Origin of the sequence: Devosia geojensis (assembly GCF_000969415.1) — a bacterium.
Lineage (GTDB): Bacteria > Pseudomonadota > Alphaproteobacteria > Rhizobiales > Devosiaceae > Devosia > Devosia geojensis.
Window position 1 is genome coordinate 1 of the sequence record NZ_JZEX01000106.1, and the last position, 24,112, is coordinate 24,112.

General features: G+C 62.2%; 21 protein-coding genes. 6 read left to right on the forward strand and 15 right to left on the reverse strand.

From position 1 onward, the window contains the following. Positions 1-668 precede the first annotated feature (668 nt). Both VE25_RS10315 and VE25_RS10320 read left to right on the forward strand, forming a co-directional pair. Positions 669-2,801, forward strand: coding sequence for a sodium-translocating pyrophosphatase (locus VE25_RS10315; RefSeq protein ID WP_046108542.1), 2,133 nt, complete (start codon positions 669-671; stop codon positions 2,799-2,801). A 152-nt stretch (positions 2,802-2,953) separates the two neighbouring features. Beyond that, the gene (locus tag VE25_RS10320) at positions 2,954-3,508 is read left to right on the forward strand and encodes a dihydrofolate reductase family protein (RefSeq protein ID WP_046108543.1); all 555 of its coding nucleotides are present in this window, start codon (positions 2,954-2,956) and stop codon (positions 3,506-3,508) included. 21 nt (positions 3,509-3,529) lie between these two features. Here the strand turns inward: VE25_RS10320 and VE25_RS10325 are convergent, their stop codons facing one another. From VE25_RS10325 to ppa, 3 genes are read right to left on the reverse strand one after another with little or no spacing between them, the layout of a single operon-like run. Then, positions 3,530-3,898, reverse strand: a complete 369-nt coding sequence (locus VE25_RS10325; protein WP_046108544.1) for a DUF6968 family protein — start codon at positions 3,896-3,898, stop codon at positions 3,530-3,532. A gap of 52 nt (positions 3,899-3,950) precedes the next feature. Continuing rightward, on the reverse strand, positions 3,951-4,562 hold the full coding sequence (locus VE25_RS10330) for a chloramphenicol phosphotransferase CPT family protein (RefSeq protein ID WP_046108545.1): 612 nt from the start codon (positions 4,560-4,562) through the stop codon (positions 3,951-3,953). A gap of 13 nt (positions 4,563-4,575) precedes the next feature. Continuing rightward, positions 4,576-5,109 carry an inorganic diphosphatase gene (gene ppa, locus VE25_RS10335; RefSeq protein WP_046108546.1) on the reverse strand — a complete coding sequence of 178 codons (534 nt, stop codon included), beginning with the start codon at positions 5,107-5,109 and terminating at the stop codon, positions 4,576-4,578. A 118-nt stretch (positions 5,110-5,227) separates the two neighbouring features. Here ppa and VE25_RS10340 point away from each other — a divergent pair, with 118 nt between their 5' ends. Further along, positions 5,228-5,785, forward strand: a complete 558-nt coding sequence (locus VE25_RS10340) for a hypothetical protein (protein ID WP_052731875.1) — start codon at positions 5,228-5,230, stop codon at positions 5,783-5,785. 166 nt (positions 5,786-5,951) lie between these two features. On the opposite strand, the gene VE25_RS10345 is transcribed toward VE25_RS10340, so the two are convergent. Continuing rightward, positions 5,952-6,386: a tellurite resistance TerB family protein gene (locus VE25_RS10345; protein WP_046108547.1), complete on the reverse strand. Its 435-nt coding sequence runs from the start codon at positions 6,384-6,386 to the stop codon at positions 5,952-5,954. Between the two features lie 131 nt (positions 6,387-6,517). Beyond that, complete coding sequence (locus VE25_RS10350; protein WP_046108548.1) at positions 6,518-6,808, reverse strand: 4a-hydroxytetrahydrobiopterin dehydratase; 291 nt, start codon at positions 6,806-6,808, stop codon at positions 6,518-6,520. Positions 6,809-7,108: 300 nt separating this feature from the next. Here VE25_RS10350 and VE25_RS10355 point away from each other — a divergent pair, with 300 nt between their 5' ends. Together VE25_RS10355 and VE25_RS10360 are read left to right on the forward strand one after the other, a co-directional pair. Next, a complete protein-coding gene (locus VE25_RS10355) occupies positions 7,109-9,415 on the forward strand; it encodes a putative bifunctional diguanylate cyclase/phosphodiesterase (RefSeq protein ID WP_052731876.1) in 2,307 nt (768 codons plus the stop codon). A gap of 318 nt (positions 9,416-9,733) precedes the next feature. Next, a complete protein-coding gene (locus tag VE25_RS10360; RefSeq protein ID WP_052731877.1) occupies positions 9,734-10,522 on the forward strand; it encodes an N-acyl amino acid synthase FeeM domain-containing protein in 789 nt (262 codons plus the stop codon). 100 nt (positions 10,523-10,622) lie between these two features. On the opposite strand, the gene VE25_RS22350 is transcribed toward VE25_RS10360, so the two are convergent. After that, a protein-coding gene (locus VE25_RS22350) for an IS5 family transposase (RefSeq protein ID WP_152664582.1) occupies positions 10,623-11,389 on the reverse strand; the annotation gives its coding sequence in 2 pieces (ribosomal slippage) (positions 10,623-11,065 and positions 11,065-11,389; 768 coding nt in all). 86 nt (positions 11,390-11,475) lie between these two features. Continuing rightward, positions 11,476-12,900, reverse strand: coding sequence for a PAS domain-containing HWE histidine kinase family protein (locus tag VE25_RS10370; RefSeq protein ID WP_046108550.1), 1,425 nt, complete (start codon positions 12,898-12,900; stop codon positions 11,476-11,478). 164 nt (positions 12,901-13,064) lie between these two features. Here VE25_RS10370 and VE25_RS10375 point away from each other — a divergent pair, with 164 nt between their 5' ends. Then, positions 13,065-13,280 carry a hypothetical protein gene (locus VE25_RS10375; protein ID WP_046108551.1) on the forward strand — a complete coding sequence of 72 codons (216 nt, stop codon included), beginning with the start codon at positions 13,065-13,067 and terminating at the stop codon, positions 13,278-13,280. Here VE25_RS10375 and VE25_RS10380 read toward each other — a convergent pair whose 3' ends face one another. From VE25_RS10380 to VE25_RS10420, 8 genes are all read right to left on the reverse strand, one after another. Beyond that, positions 13,281-13,553 (reverse strand): hypothetical protein, encoded by a 273-nt coding sequence (locus VE25_RS10380; protein ID WP_046108552.1) that lies wholly within the window; start codon positions 13,551-13,553, stop codon positions 13,281-13,283. A 496-nt stretch (positions 13,554-14,049) separates the two neighbouring features. Further along, a complete protein-coding gene (locus tag VE25_RS22355; protein ID WP_083988859.1) occupies positions 14,050-14,772 on the reverse strand; it encodes a M48 family metallopeptidase in 723 nt (240 codons plus the stop codon). Further along, the gene (locus VE25_RS10390; RefSeq protein WP_046108553.1) at positions 14,769-17,972 is read right to left on the reverse strand and encodes a type I restriction endonuclease subunit R; all 3,204 of its coding nucleotides are present in this window, start codon (positions 17,970-17,972) and stop codon (positions 14,769-14,771) included. Before VE25_RS10390 ends, VE25_RS22355 begins: the two co-directional genes overlap by 4 nt. After that, complete coding sequence (locus tag VE25_RS10395; protein ID WP_046108554.1) at positions 17,969-19,624, reverse strand: DUF6119 family protein; 1,656 nt, start codon at positions 19,622-19,624, stop codon at positions 17,969-17,971. The genes VE25_RS10390 and VE25_RS10395 overlap by 4 nt, the downstream gene beginning before the upstream one ends. Continuing rightward, positions 19,621-20,922: a restriction endonuclease subunit S gene (locus VE25_RS21830; RefSeq protein ID WP_052731879.1), complete on the reverse strand. Its 1,302-nt coding sequence runs from the start codon at positions 20,920-20,922 to the stop codon at positions 19,621-19,623. Before VE25_RS21830 ends, VE25_RS10395 begins: the two co-directional genes overlap by 4 nt. Further along, the gene (locus tag VE25_RS22360) at positions 20,919-21,917 is read right to left on the reverse strand and encodes a GIY-YIG nuclease family protein (RefSeq protein WP_083988860.1); all 999 of its coding nucleotides are present in this window, start codon (positions 21,915-21,917) and stop codon (positions 20,919-20,921) included. The genes VE25_RS21830 and VE25_RS22360 overlap by 4 nt, the downstream gene beginning before the upstream one ends. Continuing rightward, a complete protein-coding gene (locus VE25_RS10415; RefSeq protein WP_046108556.1) occupies positions 21,910-23,478 on the reverse strand; it encodes a type I restriction-modification system subunit M in 1,569 nt (522 codons plus the stop codon). The genes VE25_RS22360 and VE25_RS10415 overlap by 8 nt, the downstream gene beginning before the upstream one ends. Next, positions 23,475-24,068, reverse strand: a complete 594-nt coding sequence (locus tag VE25_RS10420; RefSeq protein WP_046108557.1) for a restriction endonuclease subunit S — start codon at positions 24,066-24,068, stop codon at positions 23,475-23,477. Before VE25_RS10420 ends, VE25_RS10415 begins: the two co-directional genes overlap by 4 nt. Between the last annotated feature and the right edge of the window lie 44 nt (positions 24,069-24,112).

Here is a 24,112-nt window from a genome sequence, read left to right on the forward strand (position 1 = left end):
CCCCCGACCCCTCCCCTCAAGGGGGAGGGGAGACGGTGCCCAACCCATTGATCCGACAGAGAAAGCGGGAACTTATCCCCGCACCCGCGCAGCAGCCCCATACTCACTCCCACCTCCCGCACGACGCGGTGTCGACGAAACGCCGGCGGGAGGGTCCGGGTCAGCGGGGGTCGCCCCGCAGGGTCCCGAGCCGGAGCGAGCCGGGCGGCTTACCTCCGCATCTGTTTTGCCGGGAGGCGGCTACGTAGCCATCCGCCCCCGCGCCCGTCACCCCCAGCTACGGGGGGCTGGCTCGTTAGTGGGCCTGGCGGGTCAAGGCAGGTCGGAAGGCCCCTGGCGGTAATCCAACCGGCAAAGACCCACCATCCGGATGCGCGGGGCGGGCGAAAGCCTCCCGTTCTTCATATCGATAGGTTCGAGGCTCGAGACCGCCCCGCGCCGTTACACCTGCCGCAAGGCGGGAGACTTGAGGAGGAACCGTGAGGCCACCATGGCCGGGCGGGGCTTGTGCACGCCTGCGACAATTCATCGCAAATTCCATTGCTTAACGAGCCAATCCGACTAATCTGCCTCTCCGAGGGAGCCCGTGGAGGGCCGGGCGGGGGACCTGTCTTTGGGCTGTCCGCCCCGGCGTGGGCTTTGAGGACAAGACCGAAAGAGGGAACTTCATGACTCTGGCACTCTGGCTGATCGCCCTATGCGGCGGCCTATCGATCGTTTACGGCATAGTCACAACGCGCGGGCTGCTGGCGGCGGACGCCGGGAGCGCGCGCATGCAGGAGATTTCGGCGGCGGTGCGCGAGGGGGCGTCCGCCTATCTCAAGCGGCAATACACCACCATCGCCATCGTCGGCGTCGTCATCCTTATCGCCGCGTTCTTCCTGCTCGGCATCCATGCCGCCATCGGCTTCCTCATCGGCGCGGTGCTGTCGGGCGTTGCCGGGTTCATCGGCATGAACGTCTCGGTGCGCGCCAATGTGCGCGTGGCGCAGGCGGCGACCAATTCGCTCGCCTCGGGGCTCGACCTCGCCTTCAAGTCCGGCGCCGTCACCGGCATGCTGGTGGCGGGGCTCGGGCTCCTCGGCATCGTCCTTTATTTCATCGTGCTCACGGGTTCGGGCTTTGCCCCGACGAGCCGCACGGTCATCGATTCGCTGGTCGCGCTCTCGTTCGGCGCGTCGCTCATCTCGATCTTCGCGCGCCTTGGCGGCGGCATCTTCACCAAGGGCGCGGACGTCGGCGGCGACATGGTCGGCAAGGTGGAAGCGGGCATTCCCGAGGACGATCCGCGCAACCCCGCGACCATCGCCGACAATGTCGGCGACAATGTCGGGGACTGCGCCGGCATGGCGGCCGACCTCTTCGAGACCTATGTGGTCACCATCGTCGCCACCATGGTGCTGGCGGCCATCATCCTGCCCGAGGCCTATAAGCTCGCCGGCATGGTGCTGCCCTTGGCCATCGGCGGAGCCTGCGTCATCACCTCGATCATCGGCACCTATTTCGTGCGCCTCTCGGCCGGATCGACCAACATCATGGGCGCGCTCTACAAGGGCGTCATCGCGACGGGCGTCCTGTCGCTCATCGCGCTCCTGCCGGTGCTCTGGGCGGTGTTCGGCGACCTCAATGTCGATCTCGGCGGATTCTCGCCCATGAGCCTCTTTTGGTGCGGGGTCGTCGGCCTTGTCATCACCGGGCTCATCATCATCATCACCGAATATTACACCGGCACCGGGCGGCGGCCGGTCAACTCCATCGCCGAGGCCTCGGTCACCGGCCACGGCACCAACGTCATCCAGGGCCTGGCGGTGTCGCTGGAATCGACGGCGCTGCCGGCGCTGGTCATCATCGTCGGCATCATCGTCACCTTCAATCTCGCCGGGCTCTTCGGCATCGCGGTGGCGGTGGCAACCATGCTGGCGCTCGCCGGCATGATCGTCGCGCTCGATGCCTTCGGGCCGGTCACCGACAATGCCGGCGGCATCGCCGAGATGGCGGGGCTGCCCAAGGACGTCCGCCACAATACCGACGCGCTCGACGCCGTCGGCAACACCACCAAGGCGGTGACCAAGGGCTACGCCATAGGCTCGGCCGGCCTCGGCGCGCTGGTGCTGTTTGCCGCCTACACGCAGGACCTCATCTTCTTCTCGGCCAATGCCGAGGAAGGCTCGATCTTTGCCGGGCTCGGCACCTTGAGCTTCTCGCTCGCCGACCCCTATGTCGTCGTCGGCCTGCTCTTCGGCGGCCTTCTGCCTTTCCTCTTCGGGGGCTTCTCGATGACGGCAGTGGGTCGCGCCGCGCAGGCGGTGGTCATCGAGGTGCGCCGCCAGTTCAAGGAGAAGCCCGGCATCATGGCGGGCACCGAAAAGCCCGACTACGGCCGGGCCGTCGACATGCTGACGCGGGCCGCGATCAAGGAGATGATCGTGCCCTCGCTGCTGCCGGTGCTCTCGCCGGTGGTCGTCTTCTTCGTGATCACCTGGATCGCCGGCCCCGCCGCGGGCTTCTCGGCGCTCGGCGCGATGCTGATGGGCGTCATCGTCACGGGCCTTTTCGTCGCCATCTCGATGACGGCGGGGGGCGGGGCCTGGGACAACGCCAAGAAATCGTTCGAGGACGGCTTCACCGACAGCCACGGCGTCACCCACCACAAGGGGTCGGACGCCCACAAGGCGTCGGTCACCGGCGACACCGTCGGCGACCCCTACAAGGACACCGCGGGCCCTGCGGTCAACCCGATGATCAAGATCACCAACATCATGGCGCTTTTGCTGCTGGCGATATTGGCCCATTGGGGGTGAGCGAACGCTCTGATCTGAACTGAAGGAGGCCGGGAGCGATCCCGGCCTTCATCTTTGCGGGCATCGCGGCCGGCCTGTCGAAAGTGCGCCTCCTCGTTCGTCGTACCGATGAACCCTGCAAACAGGTCGCAGAAAATTCCCAGGAGAAACACATGCGCAAAGTCACCGCCGGCCTCTTCTATTCCATCGATGGCGTCGCCGAGGCCCCCGACCAGTTCCAGTTCGATGCCTTCGACGATGAGCTCGGCATGCTGCTGGGCTCCGTGATGGAGCGGGTCGACACGGTGCTGATGGGCCGGGTCGGCTACGAGGAATGGGCCGGCTACTGGCCGACCGCCGAGCAGGACGAAGGCTTTGCCCGGTTCATCAACACTGTGCCCAAATTCGTCGCCTCGCGGACGCTCAAGGGTCCGCTCTCCTGGCAGAACGCGACGCTCATCGAAGGCGACATCGACAGCTTCGTGCGCGGCTTGAAGCAGCAGGAGGGCGGCGAGATCGCCGTCATGGCCGGCATGTCGCTGGTGCGGCACCTGTTCCTCGCAGGCCTCCTCGACGAGCTGACGCTGATCGTCCACCCAGTCATCGCCGGCAATGGCGGCCGCCACCTCTTCGAGGCCGATGGTCCCACCACCCGGCTCGAACTGAAGTCGAGCGAGCGCACCAGCAAGGGGAATATGGTGCTTACTTATGGATTGCGGGCCGGATGATCGCCTGGAGGGAGGCCGGGACTAGTCCGGGCCTCCCTCGCTGTCCGCATCCAGCCCGTAGAACCGCTGATCATGCCCAATCAGGAGGTCGCGCGCTCCCTTGGGCAGGGGAAATCCATAGCCCTCCCAGGGCTTCAGCCACCACATCCTTCTCTCGTGATGGTAGCGGCTCATATAGAGCTCCATGCCGATCTTCTCGATCGCCGCGTGCAGGGCTGCGATCGCGTCATTGCCCCCGGCAAAGCTCGAGATCGTTCCTTCCGGCCAGTCGATTTCGTAACGGCAGTCCCATGCCGGTCCTGCGGGCTCGGGTAAATACATCCTGATCTCGACCGTTCGTTCCCCGGCATCGGTCATGACTGTCATCTTGCGGACGCCTGCAATCATCATGCACCTCCGACGTGGAAGAATGGGGGAATTGGGTTGCCCTTCATACAGGCGGTCATCCTCGACCAGAAAAGCCTGAGGCCAATCGCTCGAACGAACGCGGCAAAGGCGGGTTGGCGAGAGCCCCCAACACCGCCTCAGCACACGCCTCCGACGTCATCTTGCCCGTATCCACCGTCAGATCATAAATCCCCGGCGTGTGCACCGCTTCCTGCCAGCGGCGGACGATCTCCTCGTCCACCGTATAGAACCCCGCCTTGGCATTGGCGCGTCGGCGTTCGAGGATCGTCTCGATGGGCGCGGTGACGCCGACGAGGAGGGCGGGGAGGCCTGTGAGGCGGCGGGCGCAGTCGGGCAGGAGATTGAGGGGCCTGGAATAAAAGTCGTGGTGGCCGAGGTCGGCGACGACGTCGAGGCCCTGCCGGCTGTGGGCGGCAAGGGTCTCGTAGAGGGCGGCGTAGAGCGCCGGCAGATTTTCTTCGAGGTCCGGGCGCTCGCCGCCGGGGCGCAGGCCGATGCCGGGCAGGAGCTGCGGCGGCATCGCCTTGTTGTAGACGTCGACGCCGAGGTTGATCCACGGCCCCGTCCGCTGCAGGGCCGCGACGATCGAGGATTTTCCCGACCGCGGCGGTCCGTTGAGGACGACGATGCGGCCGGGAGCGGTCATCGGATCGCTTGGCCTATTTGGCGTTCTTGGCCATCTCGATCGAATCGAGAATGACCTTGCGGGCTTCCTCGATGCCGCCGATGCGGTCGATCTTGGCCCACTTGCCGGGCTCGAGGTCCTTGTAGTGGGTGAAGAAGTGCTTGACGCGCTCGACCTGGATTTCGGGGAGGTCCGTCACGTCCTGCACGTTGTCGTACATGCGGGTGAGCTTGGAAACCGGCACGGCAAGGATCTTCTCGTCCTGGCCGCCGTCGTCTTCCATGAAGAGGACGCCGACGGGACGCGAGCGCACGACGGCGCCCGGCACCAGCGGGCGCGAGTTGAGGACGATGACGTCGAGCGGGTCGCCGTCCCCGCAGAGCGTATGCGGGACGAACCCGTAATTGCCGGGGTAGCGCATCGGGGTATAGAGGAAGCGGTCGACGAAGAGGGCCCCCGAATCCTTGTCGATCTCGTACTTGATCGGCTCGCCGCCCAGCGGCACTTCGATGATGACGTTGAGATCGTCGGGCGGGTTCTTGCCGGTCGGGATGGCGTCGATATTCATCTAGGCTGGTCTCGTTGGGGAGGGGGAGTGTCCCGCGCGTTCTGCCCAGAACGGGCCGCAAAAGCAAGCCATGTTGCATGTCGAGCGGCCATGCGCCGCAAGCAGGGAGCCATTTTTCATGACGAACCGACTTGCCGCGCCGCTCGCCGCCGGCGCCATGATTTTCGCCCTCTCGCAGCCGGCGATGGCCGCCTTCGAGAGCGCCTATACCGACATCAACCTCGACGAGTGCCTGGTGCTCGATGCCGACGATTTCGGGGCCACATGGGCGTGCCCGGGCTACAGGGGCTATCCAATGCTGGTCAGCGAAGGGGACCTGCGCTTTTCCATCCGCTACGGCTTCAACATCGACAAGGAACCGCGCGGGCAGACGCTCGGGCCGTTCAACGAGCTGGGTCCCCGGCTCGAATGGCGGCTCTCCAACGCGTCGGGGCGCTGGCTGCCGGTCGCCACCATCGTGCGCTACCACACGGCCAATCCGGAGACGGGGGAGAACGAGGGGCAGGTGCTGGTCGTCACCCAGCTCGCCGAGGGCAAGACCTGCCACATCGCCTATATCGACGCGCGGGCCAACGAGGACGCCAACGAACTGGCGCGGGAGGTGGCGGACGAGAAGGCAGGGAGCTTTAATTGCGACGAGGAGCCGGAGATCGTTGGGGAGTTCGAGGCGTGGTAGGTCCGTACGAGAGACATGAAGGCCCCCTCACCCGGCGCTTCGCGCCGACCTCTCCCCCAAAGGGAGAGGTGAAGAGGGCTTCGCGGCCCATGAGCCCGCCACCTCTCCCTTTGGGGGAGAGGTCGACCCCGCAGGGGTCGGGTGAGGGGGCCTTTCCCAGTCGATCCTAGCCCTTGCGCGCCATCTGGCTCCTCAGCACCGTGCGGTCGCGCGAGGAGACGCCGATGAGTTCGGCCACGCGCCAGACCATGTTGTCCTCGAGCTCGTGGTTGCGCGCATCGGTGAACACCACCTGCCACATCATGCGGATGATCTCGAGCCGCTCCTCGATGTCGAGGGAGGAGAGGGCGGAGGTGAAGCGGTAGAAGTCGACCGCCTCGGCGTCGCGCGCCGAGGCCTCGCGGATGAGGGTGTCGACGGCGCCCTCGTCGATCTCGTAGGTGTCCATCAGGACGCCGCGGATCATCTCGCGCTCGGCCTTGCTCACCTCTCCATCGACGGCGGCGAGATGGACGAGGAGCGCGGCGACCGCGAGCTTCGGGTCGTGGTCGGGAAGCTCGGGCTCGGGCTTCGAGAACAGGCGGGTGAGGGCCTCGAACATGGCGGGTCCTTTGGCAGGCGGCACGCGGTCGTCTTTGGCGGCAACATAGTGGCGCGCGTCCGGCGCCTCAATGGCGTGCAGTCCCGTCTCACGGGCTGTTGAGGCAAACGTTGCTTTCGGGTGACAGGCCGTCAGCCGGCAAGGGCGTCGATGGCCCTGGCCAGCGCGATGTCGCGGTCGGTGACGCCGCCGGCGTCGTGGGTCGAGAGCGAGATGTCGACGCGGTTGTAGCCGTTGGACCAGTCCGGGTGGTGGCCGGCCTTCTCGGCGGCGAGCGCCACGCGGGTCATGAAGGCGAAGGCCTCGGAAAAGTCCCTGAAGCGGAACTGGCGGCCGATGGCCCTCGCATCGCCGTCGTAGCTCCAGCCGGAAAGGTCCGAAAGCGCCGCCTCGAGGGCGGCGGCGTCGAGCGGGGAAGCCATGGGATCCTCCTGTTGGGTCTTTTCTAACCGGCGAGCCGGGCATGGGTTGCGCATTAATGCCAAATTCACCTTGGCTTATGGATTCAACCGCGCCGGTACTCTCTAGTGCCTTTGGCAAGACCATCTTAACCGCGTCCGGGCTTATCTTCACAACCGAGCGAGGGCCCGTGGTGAAACCGTACGCCCGTCCATTGCCGAAGGCGCGGTCCACCCGCGCCCCATGCGCACGCCGGCGCCCAGAAGGGTGCACGCCATCTCGCCCGTCTTTGCAGCCTCAAGGCCTCACGAAAGGGCTGGCGCATGTTTGAACCCGCCCACCGGACGATGCCGGCGGTCGACTACGTCTCGATGATCCGCTCGCTCTATGCGGACCGCGGCTCGATGCTGCTCGGCGCGTTCGGCTCGGCGATCGCGGCCGCCGCCTCCGGCCTCAAGGCGGGCTCGCCGGTGCTCGGCATCATCGCAGTGCTCTTCGTCATCGTCGGGGTGCTGCGCAATATCGACATGCGCGCGTTCGATGCCGTCACCATCGCCGACGACGACGTGGAAACCGCCTACGCCTGGGAGATCCGCTCGACCATCGGTGCTGGGGCCATCGCGCTCCTCTATGGCGTGTGGTGCGTAGTCAGCTTCTGGGTGCGCGACCCCTTCGCCGAGCTCGCGGCTGCGACCGTCTCGGTTTCGGTGCTGGTCGGGGTCTCGCAGCGCAACTTCGCCATCGACCGGCTGATGACCCTGCAGGTGCTGCTGATCGGCGTGCCGCTGCTGCTGGGCGTCCTCTTCGTCGGCAACATCTATTACGCGGTGCTGGTGCTGCTGCTGCTGCCGTTCTTTGCGAGCCTCCGGCGGATCGCGGGGGCGGCGCGGGCGATGCTGCTGCGCGCCGTTCATGGGCGGATCGAGGCGGCCGCGCTCGCCACGCAGCTCGACACCGCCCTCGACACCCTCGAACACGGCCTGCTGATGCTCGAGGCCGAGGGCATCATCGAGGTCACCAACGACCGGGCGCTCGTTGCGTTCGGGGAGGGCGACCATGCCGCCTGGGTCGGACGCCCCTTCGGGGAATTGCTCGACGAGGCGGTGGCGCAGGGCGGGCTCGCCGGCACGGCGCGCGACCGGCTGATGGACCTCATCGCCAGCGCCACCGGCGGCAAGGTGCTGCTCGGCATGAAGGAAGGACGCTATTTCGAGGTCACCGTCTCGACGCGCAACCGGCAAACGGTGCTGCTCTTCGAGGACATCTCGGAACGGATCGTCGCCGAGGAACGCATCAACTTCATGGCGCGCTACGATGCGCTCACGGGCCTGCCCAACCGCGCCTATTTCTCTGACCAGGTGGAAGCGGCACTTGCCGACCGACGCCGGGCGGGCGACCGGCGTGGGGCAGCGCTCTGGATCATCGACATCGACGACTTCAAGCACGTCAACGACACCATGGGGCACCTGGCCGGCGACCAGCTGTTGGCCGAGGTCGCCGCACGCCTGCCGCCGGCCTTCGCGCCGGGTACGCTGTGCGCGCGGCTCGGGGGCGACGAGTTCATCGCCTTCCACGCACCGGCCGCCTCGGGCGAGGACGTGCGCCAGGACGCCGAGCGCGTGCTGACCGCCATGCGCAAGAGCTTCGAGGTCATGGGGCACAAGCTCGGCGCCAATGTCAGCATCGGGGTGGTGCTGAGCGAAGACCTCGAGGACGACCTCGACACCCTGATGATCAAGGCGGACCTCGCGCTCTATACGGCCAAGGCCGGCGGCAAGGGGCAGATCGTCGAGTTCCACGAGAGCATGGATACCGAGTATCGCCTGCGCCAGCGGCTGAAGGCCGATCTGAAGCAAGCCATCGCCGAGGGCGGGCTGCACCTCGTCTACCAGCCGATCGTCGACCTGCGGCAGAACCGGGTCATCGGCTGCGAGGCGCTGGCGCGCTGGAACCATCCCGAGCTCGGCCCCATCGCGCCGGCGACCTTCATTCCGGTGGCCGAGGAGACCGGGCTCATTTCCGACCTCACCAGGTTCGTGCTCGAAACCGCGACGCGCGACTGCCGCGCCTGGCCCGGCGACATCAGCGTCGCGGTCAACGTCTCGGCGCGCGATTTCCGCGCCAGCGATGTGGAGGGCATGGTCAACACGGCGCTGGAGAACTCCCGGCTTCCCGCCCGGCGGCTCGAGATCGAGGTGACGGAAACCGCCGTCATCGAGGAGCGCGAGGCGGTCAACGCCGTGCTGCTCTCGCTCTACACGCGCGGCATCGGGGTGGCCCTCGACGATTTCGGCACCGGCTATTCGTCGCTGAGCTACCTGCAGGCGCTGCCGCTGACCAAGCTCAAGATCGACCGCTCTTTCGTCATGGACATCGAGACCAATCCGCGCTCGATCCGGCTCCTGGCCAACGTCGCCCAGCTGGGCAAGGACCTCGACCTCGTCATCACCGCCGAGGGCATCGAGACGCAGGAGCAGCTCGACCTCATCATGGGCAAGACCCGCATCGACCACGTGCAGGGCTTCCTCTTCGGCGTGCCGCTGCCGGCCGCCGACATCGCCCGCCTCATCGAGCGCCACAGCGCCGAGCCGCAGGAAGAAGCCCGGCGGCTGATGACCGGCCGTCCCTAGAGCGTTTTACGATTGGCGGAAACACGAGCCGATTGGCTCCCCTCCCCCTTGAGGGGAGGGGGTGGGGGTCCGTCGATGACACGCTGAACTACCCCCACCCTCGATCCCTCCCCTCAAGGAGGGGGAGGCGATAGAGCCGCTGATTCTATTAATTCATGAACGGCTCTAGGCCCTCGCTTCCTTCCCCTCAAGGCATATGCCCCCCACGCCCCAACTCCCGGCGTTAACCATGCCGGTTAAGCATGCCAGCGGGTCGGCGTTTCCACTGCGTTAAGGAATTGTTAACTAATTGGGCGATGTTTCCCCGGGGGCGGCGGAATGATACCGATCGACAAGGACAGCGCGCATGCGGCGCAGGCGGGACCGCCGTCGCGGTTCTCGGGCACCCTGCTCGACATGCTCGACAGCGTCAGCTACGCGCGGGTGCATCCCGAGATCATCGACGATCCCGTCTACCGGCTGCGCTACCTCGCCTATACGCGCGAGGGGTTCATGGATCACAACCCCGAAGAGATCTGCATCGACGACCTCGACAAGACGGACAACGTCATGTGCTTTGGCGTCTATATCGAGGACGAGCTCGTCTCCTCGATCCGCCTTCACCACTTGACGGCGGCGCACCGGGATTCGCCGGGCATGAAGGTCTTTCCCGAGATCCTCGGGCCCATGCTCGACAGGGGTATGACCTTCATCGACCCCAGCCGGTTCACCGCCGACCACGAGGCCTCGCTCGCCTATCCGGCGCTGCCGTTCCTGACGCTGCGGATCGCGGCCATGGCGTCGGTCCATTTCGAGGCGGACCTGTGCCTGGCGACAGTGCGGCCCGAGCATGCGGCCTTCTACCGGCGCGTCTTCGGTTCGCAGCAGATCGCCGACGTGCGGCCCTATCCGGGGCTGCATTTTCCGGTCGGACTCTACGGCGCCGAGGTCGAGAACATCCGATCGCGCGTCGCCCAGCGCTTTCCGTTCTTCCTCTCGACCAGCGACGAGCGCCAGCAGCTCTTCTCGCGCGAGGCGGGCAACGGGCGCGACCAGCGCGTGATGGCGTCGGCCCGGCTCGCCTATGAGCGGGCGCGGCAGGCGCTCGCCGGGGAGAACCCGTCCTAGAGCGTTTCCCGGAAAGTGGACACCACTTTTCCGGTTGGGAAACGTGACAAAACAAAGAGTTGGAGATCGTTCAGCGTTTTGAGAGGAACGGTGAACGGCTCTAGGTAGTGGACTCATAAGCGCGCATCCACAGTCGTGCTGAAGCGAGTGCGACGGCGGCGAGGAAGTTCCTTGCGAGCTTGTCGTAGCGTGTGGCGATCCGCCGGAAGTGCTTGAGCTTGCAGAAGAAGCGCTCGACGAGATTGCGCTGGCGGTAGAGGCTCGGATCGACCGACCTCTGGAGCTTGCGGTCGCGCTGGGTCGGGATGTGGGCCTGTCCGCCACGCTGACCGATCAGATCGATCAGGTGCTGCCAGTCATAGCCGCGATCGGCGACGACAATGGAGGCGGCAGGAAGCCCTTCAAGCAGGCCGGGCGCGGTAGCCTTATCGGAAGCCTGTCCTGGCGTGAGAGCAAGGCGGACCGGCAGTCCCTGCTCGTCAACGACGACATGGATCTTGCTGGTCAGTCCTCCACGAGAACGGCCGATGGCGTGATCCGGACCCCCTTTTTACCGCCGGCGGCATGCTGGTGAGCACGGATGATGGAGGAGTCGATCAACTGCATCGACTGCGGCGAGGCGGCCGCCAGAGCCTCGAAAACCCGCAGCCACACACCTGCCTTGGCCCACCGATTGTAGCGGTTGTAGGCCGTCGTGTACGGCCCATAGCGCTCAGGCAGGTCACGCCAGGGCGAACCGGTTCGCAGGATGTAGAAGATCGCGTTCAGAACGCGACGGTCATCGCTGCGCGCAACGCCACGAGGCTTGTTGGGAAGAAGCGGTGCTATCAGCGACCATTCCCCGTCCGTCAGATCAAAACGTCCCATTCAAGCTCCTCCTCATGGAGCTTGAATCATGAACCTCCCCCAATGGGAATCCCGTTTATGAGTCCAGAACCTAGGGCGATGCAGTCCTAGCCCGTCTCGCCGGTCTCCGCACCGAAGCCCCGGTTCTCGAGGCCGAAGTCCGGGTCCTGAGGCGTCTCGATGCCTTCGAGCGGGGCGGTCAGGGTCCAGCTTATGCCGGCATCCGTATGGGCGAGGATGCCTCGCCCGCCGACGGCCGCGGGCGCCACTCGCTCGAGGACGACGGCACCGAATCCGTTGGCCTTCCGGCGCGCCGGCGCGGGGTTCGGCATCGTCTCGGCCCAGGTGAGGCGGAACCGGCGGTCGGGCTCGATCGTCCAGTCCACAGCGATCGTCCCGTCTGCGCCGGAAAGCGCGCCGTACTTGACGGCGTTGGTGGCAAGCTCGTGGAAGGCCATGCCGATATATTGCAGCGCCATGGGCTGCAGCATGATGGTCGGGCCGGAAAGGCGCACCCGCTCCTGGTTGCCGAAGATCTCGATGTGGGCGAGCAGCAGCTCGAAGAGCGTGGCGCCGCGCCACTCGCCCTTGACCAGCAGGTCATGGGAGCGCGAGAGCGCCATGATGCGGTCGCGCACCTGCGTCTCGAACTCCTCTGGGTCCGGCGTGCGGGTGCGCGTCTCGCGCACCATGGACAGGATCACGGCGAACTGGTTCTTGACGCGATGGTTGACCTCGCGCATCAGCGTGCGGATGCGCTGCTCGGCCTCCTTCTGCTCGGTGATGTCGCGGGCGATCTTGGAGATGCCGACGATGGCGCCGTCATTGCCGCGGATGGGCGAGATGGTGAGCGAGACCGGCATGCGCCGCCCGTCCTTGTGGAGGCGCACCGTCTCGAAATAGTCGACCACCTCGCCGGCGCGGATGCGGGAGAGGATCTCCACCTCCTCATGCTGGCGCTCGGGCGGGATGAGGATGGTGATCGGATGGCCGACGACCTCGTCGGCGGTGTAGCCGAAGACACGCTCGGCGCTCTCGTTCCAGGTGGTGACGATGCCGCCGAGATCTTTACTCACGATCGCGTCGTGCGAGAAGGCGACGATGGCGGCAAGGTGCCGCTGCGCGCGCTTGGCCGCCTGCGCGTCGGAAATCTCGACCAGCGCGTTGACGGCGCCGGTGAGCTCCCCGTTCTCGTTGCGGATCGGGGTGGGAAAGGCGAGGAACGGCACCAGCTCGCCGTTCGGGCGCTCGGCCATGGCCTCGCCGCCGCGTATGGCGCGGTTCTCGCGGATGGCGACGGCCATCGGGCACTCGTCATGGGCCATCGGGCTGCCGTCGGGGAAGCGCAGCTTCCAGGAGCCGCACCATTTGGCGACGCCGATCTGCGGCTCCACCCCCCAGAGCTCGCGCGCAGCCGGGTTGTAGGCGAGCACGGCGCCCTGGCAGTCGGTCAGGTAGACGGCGATCGGCAGGGCCTCGAGTACGGCGGCGCTGGTGCCGGCCCAGGCGGGCGCGCCATCGGCGAGCGTCATGGCTGAACTGCACGAAGGGCCGGCGCGGGGCGGCGGGAAGGGCTCATCTCGATACCTGCATGCGAATCAGTGAGCTAACTCGCCGATGCCCCCCGCGGTTCCGGGACCGCCCAGGCGGAACTCCGCCGAATGCCGCGCCGTTGTGACGGTAAACGGAGGTTAACATGGCGTATCGCGATGCGGCGGTCACGGATTTCCTCGGCGGCTTCTTTTCGGGACTGTTGATCGTCCTCGTCACCACGGTCTGCTTTGCCGGATACGTCGTCTGGCACGGCCAGTCGGTGCAGCCCTCCGGCGCACCGGCGGAGGCGGGTGTCTCCGACGACCAGCAGGGCGCGGGCGAGCTGCGGGCTGTCGAGGAAGCGCCGCCCCAGCAGTAGCTATTTCGGCAGCGCCGTCGGCGTGTCGAGCGCCGTGGCGGCGATGGCGGCCTGCGCAGCCGCGTCGTCCTCGGTGACGAGCGGAGCCCAGAGGCGCGCGGTGACGAACTCGGGCGCATCGACGAGCGTGCCCTTGATCCGCATCTCGCCGTCCGTGGTCATCCAGACATCGTCCTCGAGCCAGGTGGCCTTGCGCCACACTCCGTCGTCGCACCAGAGCATGACGGCCGACCCGTCCCGGGGCGCGGTATCGATGGATTTCTCGTCGAGCATTTTTCGTTTCTCCCTCTGGCGCGGACCGCAAGGCCCGCCAGGGGATAAGCCGCCAGCGGCCGGAAAGTTGCCACAGGATCGCGCCATTGCCGCCAAAAACGCGGCAGGCCCATCCGGCGATCCATCACAAGGGCGGAAAAGGGGAACTGGTGCCGCAGAAGGGACTCGAACCCCCGACCCCATCATTACGAATTGTTTTTCGTAACAATATCAGAGGCTTAGACGATATCCGAAATCGTTGGACCCTGATGGACAAGCCATTGGCCGGAATCTACTTTCGGGAGTTGAGAGCTAGCACAGGGTATCACCCGGTTGCCAGCCCTTTGACCCCGCGACACTACTAGAAGCCTACAGTTCGCGGTTGACCCTACTAATCGGCGCGGCACCCACCGGACCTCCCCCATCAACGGCGCTCACAGTTTGAGGCGGGGGCGGGAGTCCGTGGGCGTCGGGATGTCCCGGTTTCCCCGAATTCTCAACAACCGCATGCGCAGCATCACCTGAGAAATTCCTCCAATCGTGCCTTCCGACTTTGCCAATCTGGCATGATGGTGTCGAACAAGTCGTGCCATTCTTTTCCATGATTGGCATAGAAGCCGTGAGCTAGTTCGTGACAAATCACGTAGTCGATCAACATAGGGCTTGCTCTCACCAGATCGACGTTGAGAACAATGCGACCCTTCGGCGTGTAGCTGCCCCACCGCTTTGCCATCTTGCGGACTACCAATATTGGCGTGTCCAGACCTCTTCTCGTGAACGGCGGAATAACGGCATCCAGCCTTTCGCGGAACACCCTACGTGCGGTAAGCGCGTAAAACGCCGTCAGCAAGCGACGACAATGCGCAGGGTCGTCCACTCGCCGCGCCAAGATGTTCAATCTTGATCCTTCGATGCGGACATACGGATCATCGGATTTTTCAATCGATAGCCGGTATTGCCTGCCCAAAAGCAGATGTGTTTCGCCAGAAACTAACCGCCGCTCAGGCGTAGTGACCGGCCTGGCCGAAATCCGATCTAGTTCACGAAATATCCACGCGCCCTTTCGTTTCAACCGGTCACGTATGGCGTCAACTGGCTCACCTAATGGAGCAAAGACAACTACCGCCCCCGAGGGTTGAACCTCTATGCGGAGTACGCGTCTCTCAGTGCGCCTCAAATGTGCAAGGGTGCGCCGTTCGCCCCAGCCAATCTCAATCTGCTCGTGACCCGATGATCTCATTGAGCCAATCTCACCCGCGCCGACGCGAGTACGTCATCGATCACAGCGTCGAGAATCGCAGGGTCGATTAGTAAGCCACGCCGACCTCGTAGCTCTTCGAAGAAGAAGTCGTCGATGTCGTTGCGTATCAGATTTTCAACGTCACGGTCATTTTGCCATCCGATCTTGCGGCGGTTTTGAACGATCTTGCTTACTTCGAGAGCTATGTCAGCTGCGATTTCGACGTCGCCAAATCCAGCCTTCTCCAGGTTGCGCTTTGCAAGCCCCCAGAAAGCCTGCGCGTGGCTGTCATCACGGAGACGGGCAGGGGTCGGATCGGCTTCATCCTGCCGGTGTTGGACCTTCTCCCGAAGCTGCTTGACCCTGGTTAGGTAGGTCAGTTCGTTGATCCGACCCCTATGAAAGTCGGCAATGGTGTCGCTGACCAGCTTCGAGAACTTTTCGAAGAAAACAGGGTCTTCATCCCATTTCTCTTCGATAGACCGCGTCAGTTGATGCGCAATGGTATCAGCAATCGAGGCATCCGTTTCCGTCTGTTCGGTCCTGCGGGCCTCAATGGCGATATCATCAAAAATGTTAAGTGGCTCTACCAGTGTCACAACGTCGCGTGCGATCACATGCCTGTCGAGCAGCTGACGAACGCGCTTTTCGTAATCCCGCCAATCGACCCTGTCAGCATAACGAAGGCTTACGGAGGCGCGCAGCGACGTGAAGCGGCCGAGATCGTCCTTCCACCTCTTCAAAAGCTCTGGCTTTGTGTTTTCTACGAACGCCGGGGACGCGAGCGCTACCGTGAAAGTCCGCGAGAACTCCGACAGGCGCCGATAGAATTCCTCACGCGTCTCTTCGTCGGCCAACAAGCGGGCATAGGCTTCGGCATCATATGTGTTTGATACAGACCTGAAGATATCGAGGAGCGCAGCGTGCGCCCCCGGCACTTTGTTCGCCTCGTCACGTATTGCTACAATGCTCTGGGCGATGTCCTCCGCGCTGAAGCCCTGAAGAGCATCGTAGCTTGCCAGCGCATCACCAAGGTTCTTCAGGACTCCGGTATAGTCGATGATGAAGCCGAAGGGCTTTTCAGGGGCACCCTCTTCGTCATAGACACGATTCACGCGAGCTATTGCTTGCAGGAGGCCATGTTCCTTCAGCTTGCGAGCAACATAGAGCACCGTGTTTCGTGGTGCATCGAAACCCGTCAGCAGCTTGTCGACAACGATGATGATGTCGGGATCGGACGGACCCTGGAATTGCTCAACAATGGTCTTGTTGTAGGCTTCCTCGCCCCCATACCGCTCCATCATTCTGCGCCAGAAGGAGCGAACGAGATCGTCGTCAGACTCATCAACCTCGTCTTCGCTTTCGCGCATTTCGGGGGCAGAGATGACGACTTCAGTGCTAACCACGCCGAACGTGTCAAATAGCTTCTTGAGCTGAATGGCAGCGCGCTTCGAAGAGGCTGCGAGTTGCCCTTTCAGCCCGGTACCCTTGAAATTAGTAGCGAAGTGCTGCCCGACATCAAATGCGATTGATTGGAGCCGGGACTCGATCCCTTCGATTTCCCGCGCACGGCTCATCTTCCGTTTCAGGTCGGCGCGCTGCTCGTCGGATAAACCGCGTGTGTGAACTTCAAACCAACGGTCAATTTGGCCTTCATCGACGTCGGTAACGACCTCTCGCCCTTCGTAGAGTAGCGGCACCACCGCTTTGTCGGTGACCGCATCCCGCATCGAGTACGACGGCTGCACCAGTTCACCGAACTTGGCGAAGGTGCTCTTTTCTTTCTTGGCGATGGGGGTTCCGGTGAAGGCGATGAAGCATGCGTTGGGCAGTACCTCGCGCATCCGAGCGTGAAGGCTGTCCAGATTGCCATACTGGCTCCGGTGGCTCTCATCCACCAGTACGAAGATGTCAGAGGACTGGTCAACAACTCGTCGCTTGTTGAGGCCCGCCCTAAATTTGTGGATCAGGGTCGTGACGACCGGCGTCTTATCCTCGATCAGTGCAAGAAGGTTCTCGCCGGTTGCAGCGCGTTTAGGCTCCTGCCCGGTTGCCCGGAAGGTCTTTGAAATCTGATCGTCCAGATCGGTTCTGTCAGTAACGATTACGATCCGGGCCAATGGATTGGTCATCACGATGGCCTTGGCGAGCATCACCATCGTCAAGCTTTTACCGGAGCCTTGTGTATGCCAGACCACGCCGCCACGCCGCCTGCCGTTCGAGTCTCGCTCTTCGATACGTTTCAGCAGTGTCTCGATGGTCGCGACCTGCTGATAACGGGCAACCTTCTTGTGGGGGCCATCAAACAGCATGTAGCGCCGGACAAGACGCATGAACCGCTCAGGGCGGAATAGTCCAACAAGCGTTTCATCCAGCGGGGTGACGAAGCGATGATCCTCCATCAGCCCATTGTGACGTTTCATGTAGGGGGCGAAATCCAGCGCCACCCGCTTCCCCTCGACCGTATCGAGAGGGCGATTCACGACTTGAACAGCGAAGTCGGCAGGGTCCTCCCGCTCTTTCCATACGCTCCAAAGCTTGCGCGGCGTGCCGACTGTACCGTAGCGCGGATCGTGACTGTTGGCCGAAAGAAGCAATTGCGCCGAGTAGAATAGCGCGGGCACACCTTCACCAGCCTTCTGGTTGCGGATTTGCTGACCGACGCCCTGATCTGATGAGACGTGAGAGGCCTTAACCTCAATCACCCCAAGCGGGATGCCGTTGACGAACAATACCAGATCAACTCGGATCGTCGGCCCGCCCGCTTCGCAGACCGTATATTCGGCGGCGACCTGAAATGTGTTCGCGCGCCAATCAGTCCAGTCGATGAACTTGAACGGCCATTCTCGGGATGTCGCACCAATGGCTTGCGGCAGCGCAATGCCGAGAAACAAGTCATCCGTCATGCGCTCATTGGCGCGCACGACTCCTTCGGGAATCCGGTCGGTCAGACGACGAATGGCGGCGTCGATGTTGGCTTCCGAGAACAGGTGCGCTCGACCGTCAAGCTGAATGCGATTAATCCGTGCCAGATCGGCCCGCGTCTGCGTCTCCAGAAACGGCAGCGTTCGCCGGCCATCGCGCCACTGATCGGCCTCCGCCTTCGTGACATAGCGCCAGCCGCAATTGATCAGCGTGTTGAGCGCCTGAAGTTGCGCGCCACCTGCCTCGGATGTGGTGAACTCGGGGGACTTGTTCATGGCGCAGCCCCGGCGGCGGCCTTCGGTTTCCGCTTTGCCTTTGTGGTCGTAGGTGCAGGTTTAGCAATCCAGGCAAAGGCGCATTTGTAGCCCAATGCGCGCAACTCGTTTGCCGCTTGCCGGAACGTCACAAGGCTAAAGAATGGCAATCGGTTTGCGCCGGTACCTGTCCCGCTGCACAACACCGCATACACGATGAGATGTGCTGCTTCGCTATACGGACCAACGGAGTCAGCAACTAGGGCCTGATACCCTGTCAGTCCAAGCGCGGCTTCTTGCGCGGCGACTTGCGCGCGGAGCAAGTCGCGAAACGCGCCGTCCATTTTCATGACACGGGCAGACACAGTGCCCTGATTGAACAGATGACTGAGACGCGAGGACGAGGTCTGATCCTTCACATGGATCATCGCACCGCCATTGCTGAGGAAATCGCACGCCTCAATCGCGTATGAAGCGCCTGTAGGCTTTACAAGCTTTCGGTCGAGGCAAAGCATGTTATGCCCGCCCGTCGCGATGCGATTGTTGTACTTTTCCTCATTCTCATCGGCCAAAGCCGCTGGCATAACGTGTGCTGTAACGGCTGCAAAGAAATTCGCTACTTCAGTCGCTAGGTTGGTATCGATCCTATACCAGCGGTCCGCTGAAAGAACATACTTCTCGCCGTTCAAGTCGGTCTCGAAAACGAGGCATTCCTTGATGCGCCAGCTTTGCCCATCATCTTTACCGAGATCGTTGCATTCGTGGACCTTATGTCCAGACAGATGCTCAGGAAGATAGGCGGCAACCGCTTTCTCCTTTAGGTCCGCAACATAGCCCCCGATTTCAAGGTCAGTGTGAACGTTCGTGCTGCTGAAGCCCTTATAGCGGATATGCCGCGCCTTTTCGGGATCGTAGATCACGGGATATGCGAGATGCAGTGTGTCCGGAATCGCAGCTGTTAGGCAGGAGTTCAAGGCAGCGACCAACGCGGTGTCGAGCTGGTCGATGGTTGCCTTGTCACGGACATGCTTGATCTGGTCGATCCAGGCGAAATTGGTCTTGTAGTCACTCTTGCCGAAGGCTGTGTAGGCATCGGCGCACACCTGCGGCAAGTCGGCAACGTCCATTTCTTTGGTGAGCGTCAGACCATCGCTACCTGCTACGCGCGTGGCGAATGTTGCATCTTTCGGTTCTCCGGCAAGCCCGCGCACGATGTCGCGTTCAATATCGATGCTGAAGGCGGTCTGGTCAGATCGCCGGGCCGTTTGAGTTCGGCGGGACGTGGTGTTTTCATCGGGGGTGCGGATATCTGCGCTGCGTAGCTTGTCGGGATCAACCGTGTTCAAGACCACACGTAAGCCGAAGTCCTGCTCAAAGGCATCGGGATCGAGCTTCACATGCCCAAGCCCGAAGGAAACGGCAAACCAGCGGCCTGATGCCTGAACGAAGACGAGCCCGTAAGCGGTGGAGTTGTTGAGTTTGGTCTTTTCCGCGTCGGTCAGGTCAAGAAACTTCGCCCATTTCGGCGCACCGCCGCCAATAGTGTCGAGTGCGATTTGCGCGCCCTCAAGCTTGTCCCACGCGGAAAGATCGACGCCGGCGCGAACACTATCAGCAGGCTGTTTGCCGTCCCGCAGAAGGCGGATAGAGACCGTATGGGTCTTCTTGGTCATGCGGCTCCTCCTGCGGCTGTTTGCGCTGCTGTGGCGAAGTTATCGAATCGCCCATCCAGTTGTCGTTCACCGGTCAGCAGCTTTTGCATTAAGCCGCTCTTTTGCAGCCGCCATTGCTTGGTTTGGGACTCCAACGCACTTAACTCGGTGTCGATTGACGCCAGCAAGTTGCCAATGGTCCTGCGCGCGTTGTCTCCAGGCACAAAGATTGGGAAGTCTTCGATGAACTCTTGTGGGACGCGCCTTTGCCCGGCGCTGCCGGACATCTGCCGTTCTCCAGAAGTGCGGAAGCTTCGCGTCAAAGTGATCTGATGGACGTAGTCAGCGTCATCAGGGTCATGTGGACGCAACACATGGAACTCAGTAGTTCCGAAGCCAAAACCGTTGGTTAGGCCACTCGCAAGCGCCCCTTTACCATTTTCGAAACAGGGCGTGATTTTAGCGACGAGAACGTCACCATCTACAAACTGTGTGTATCCGCTCCCAAGCGGCCCACGCAGACGGTCCGTCTTGGTGATAAGTGTCCCGGCCTCGGATACGTCCTCCATGCCCACGAACGAAACAACTGTCTCGGCCGGGACCTTCGCGTTCCTAGGATTGATGTCGGCAAGGTCTCGCAAAAAACCTCGCCGTGTTCCAGTATCGAACAGTGCGCGACCTACAATACCCATTTTTCGTTGCCGCTTAGCGGCGATCAAGCACTCTGTCTTGCCAATTGCTCGATCCCATGCGGTGAGCACAGCCACGATACGCTTCTGCTCTTGGAGAGGCGGGATATCGAACTCCCAGCGCATCCAGTCTTCCAGTCGGAAAACCAACTTCTCGACGTGGACGCCAATGCTTGAGTGGAAGCACGTCTGCTGGAAATATATCGAATGAGACAGCGCTTGGAGAAACGCCGGATCGAGTGCATCAGCCGTGTGAAATGCTGTGTATTCATTCGAGACGACTGCCCGGTTCAGGCATTCAGGCACAATCCCGCAGGCACCATGTGAAATCTGCCGGTTCGAGATCAGAAAGTCACCAGTCTCCACGTAATACTGTGTCTTCGTCCTAATCTGATCCCCACGTAGAACCTCGCGCGCCACGATGCCGCCCCGGTTCCGCTTGGCGGTTACAAGCTGATAGGTTTCAGAATCGACCAGCTTTGCAGGCCGCTCAACCTTGTGCAGCAGATCGCCAAGGCGATAGCGGGTCCAGCCTTTTGGCGTATCGCCAAGCTTGGGTATTCCTGCCTGAATGCTGGGCGGGTAAGCGCTAGGGTTCTCTGCTTCGAGTTCTTCGAGGGCCTCGTTCATGCCGCGCCCCCTTGCTCAATGCGTCGTTTTCTCCAATCACCATAGCTCTGGCCTGTCCGCTCTAGCTTCCAAGTTCTCGGGCCACTATCAGAATAACCGCCTACCAAAGAAGAAGCCGCCGAAGGGCTGCTGAAACTGACGTCCTGGGTGAAACGCAAAAGATCTGAATCTACATCTGCAACTAAGGCACCGCGCTCCAAAAGCTCTTGGCGCAGGCTCCGTAACGGAAAAGACTGTGAGTCCTGAAACTCTCGGTATGCTGTCGAGCCCTCGAGTACGACAAACTCCCCTGCGCGCTCTGTGGCTCGGGCTTTCGCCTTCTTTATCACGGCGATAAACACAGGATTTGCGTCAGTCTCGGCTCCCAATGCAGGAGTGTTGTTTTCAAAGGTGACCGTCGATACAATTTCCCTTGGGACCTCGTTCTTGGGTGCGGTCTCGCCGGCTTCGTGCCCCGCTGGGCGCAATACGTCGAACCCCAGAACCGGCAACAGGATTTCGATTTCGTCGAGCACCCGTTCCATATCTGCGATTTCTGGCTCAGGTAGCCCGCGAAACGGCGGCTCTGTACCGTTGACGAGCTTTGCCCGACCCGCATTGCGGATGGCGGCAATGATCCGGCTTTCTAGATACCGGCCATGCGCTTTGGTCAGGTTCTCGTCTTTCGAGACGATCAGTACCGCACGGGTAAAAAACTCCTTGGCCTCATCTGCATCGTGATAGGCAAGGCGCGTGCGCACCTGATCGCCTTCGCCGACATAGACAAGCTGACGGCCCGGCAAATCTGGGTCCGGCCCAACGAGCAAATAGACGCCTGTGCGGGTCGCTTCTTCTCTGCGGATAAGCTCGGGTAAAGCCGTACGCGAGGCCACAGCCGCCCGCACCGACGAAACGCCGAGTTCCGCGGTGATGACGCCCGACGGCGTGCCATCTACAAGATAAAGCTTGAGCGTGCGGCCTCGGCGGGCAGCGGAGCGGGAGGGAGCCTCAGACATCAATGCCGAGCTCCTTCAGATAGAAGTTCATCTTCTCACGCGTCTGCGCAAGCTGGTTTTCAAGATCGCGGATTTCATTCTGAACGGCCTGGAGATCGACTTCAGGCTCCGGTTCGAAAGTATCGACATAGCGCGGAATGTTGAGGTTGAAGCCGTTCGCTTCGATCTCCTCAAATGTCGCCCTATGGGAATAGCGCTCGCGCTCAGTACGATTGCGGTAGGTGTCGATGATTTTGGAGACATCTTCGTCGCGAAGGCGATTCTGTTTCTTGCCCGGCTCGAAATCACGGCTAGCATCTATGAAAAGAATATCCCGCTCATGCGCCCGCAGGCCATTGGCTTCGCGCGATCGGTCGAAGACCATGATGCAGACGGGAATACCCGTTGTCGGGAAGAGTTGGCCCGGAAGGCCGATGACCGCATCAAGGCTGTTGTCGCGGATCAGCTTCTCGCGGATTTTCCCTTCCGTGCCCGAGCGAAACAGAACGCCATGCGGCGCGACCACAGCCATGCGGCCGACATCAGGACGAGTGATAGCCAGCATGTGGAGAATGAAGGCGTAATCGCCCCGGCTCTTGGGCGGCATATATGGCGTGAACCGCTTGTAGGGGTCCGGCAGCGGCTTGCCTTCGGAATCATTGTTGCCCCACCACTTGTCGAGGCTGAAGGGCGGATTGGCGACCACCACGTCAAAACGCATCAGGTGGTCGCTCTCGATCAGCGTCGGTGAATTGAGAGTGTCGCACCAGTCAATCCGCGCACCATCCTGCTTGTGCAGCAGCATGTTTAGCCGGGCCAAAGAGCGGGTTTGGCCGTTTGATTCCTGACCGAAAAGCTGAAAATTGCCGTCGCTGACTTCCTCGCCAGCACGCAGCAGCAGCGAGCCTGAACCGCAAGCCGGATCGCAGATGCGTTCTCCCGATTTGGGGTTCGCGAGCTTGGCGACGACCTCGGAAACCTTGCGAGGCGTGAAGAATTCGCCCGCCTTCTTGCCAGCATCCGAGGCGAAGCGCTCGATCAGGAAGATATAGGCATCGCCGAGAATGTCTTCGGAGGTATCTGAAAGATCGAGGCCGGGCTTTGCGAAGTCCTCCAAGAGCGTTTTCAGCCTGCGGTTACGATCCTTCGTCTGGCCAAGATTCGTCTCGGAGTTGAAGTCGATAGCGCGGAATAGCCCGCCGAGTTTGCCTTCGTTCGCCTTTTCAATCGCATCGAGCACGATGTTGATCAGCTCGCCGATATTGTCACGGGTGCGCCGCTCATAGAGGCTGTAGAAATCGCCAAGGAAGCTCTCCTCGACTTCATTCGTTTTGGTATTCTTCAACTCTACAGTGGGCAGCTTGAAGCGTTCACGATCAAGGCGGCGCTGAATGCGAAGCTCGTCACCCCCATACTCACGGCGAAACTCTTCGACATGCTTGCGGCGGACGTCGCTGATGTATTTCAGGAACAAGGCGGTGAGGATGTAATCCTTGTAACCTGACGCGTCGATTGCCCCGCGGAAGGTATCGCAGGCACGCCATACCGCTGCGAGAATGTCGTCTTGCCGAAGGGCAGTCATTGGGCACTCCTTGAAAAATTGCGTCCTGTGTCCGCCGCTCGAATTGCGCGGGTGACAGCTTCACGGCTTAAAATTGTGTTAAGGTTGGCAAGCTGCTTGAGTAGTCGCGCCTCGCGCTCAAACGACTGCGCAAGTCCCGCGATTAGCTGCTGCCGTTCCATTGGAGGCAGCGGAACCTCAGTCTTCTCCAGGGCCTCCTTTGCGAGGCGAGCGAGTCCCGTGCCTTGCTTGCCGCCGGATAGAGCGGCCTGTGTCGTGGGCAGATCGAGAAAGGCCGCAAGGTACTGCGGATTTACAAGGGCTCGATTAGGTCTGACCAGATAAAGGTCCAACGAGACAAAAGCGCCGAACACCGCCCCCGTGGCAACGCAGACATCCGTGGTCACACCGCGCGCTCCGACGATCAGGTCACCCTCTTCAATCGTCAGTGCGCGCGCCACCGCAGGCGTTTCGCCAATGGCAAGAGCTGGTGATTTACCTGCCTTGATTTCTGAAAGGTCGGAAAGTCGCATGAAGCGCGCAGCACCGTGGATGGCCTCGCGGACCGAGACCCCAGACAGAACGTTCGCGATTTCTCTAAGTTCGAGCATGCCTCAAACTACAGAACGCCTTCGAAGCGGTCAATACGGAACTT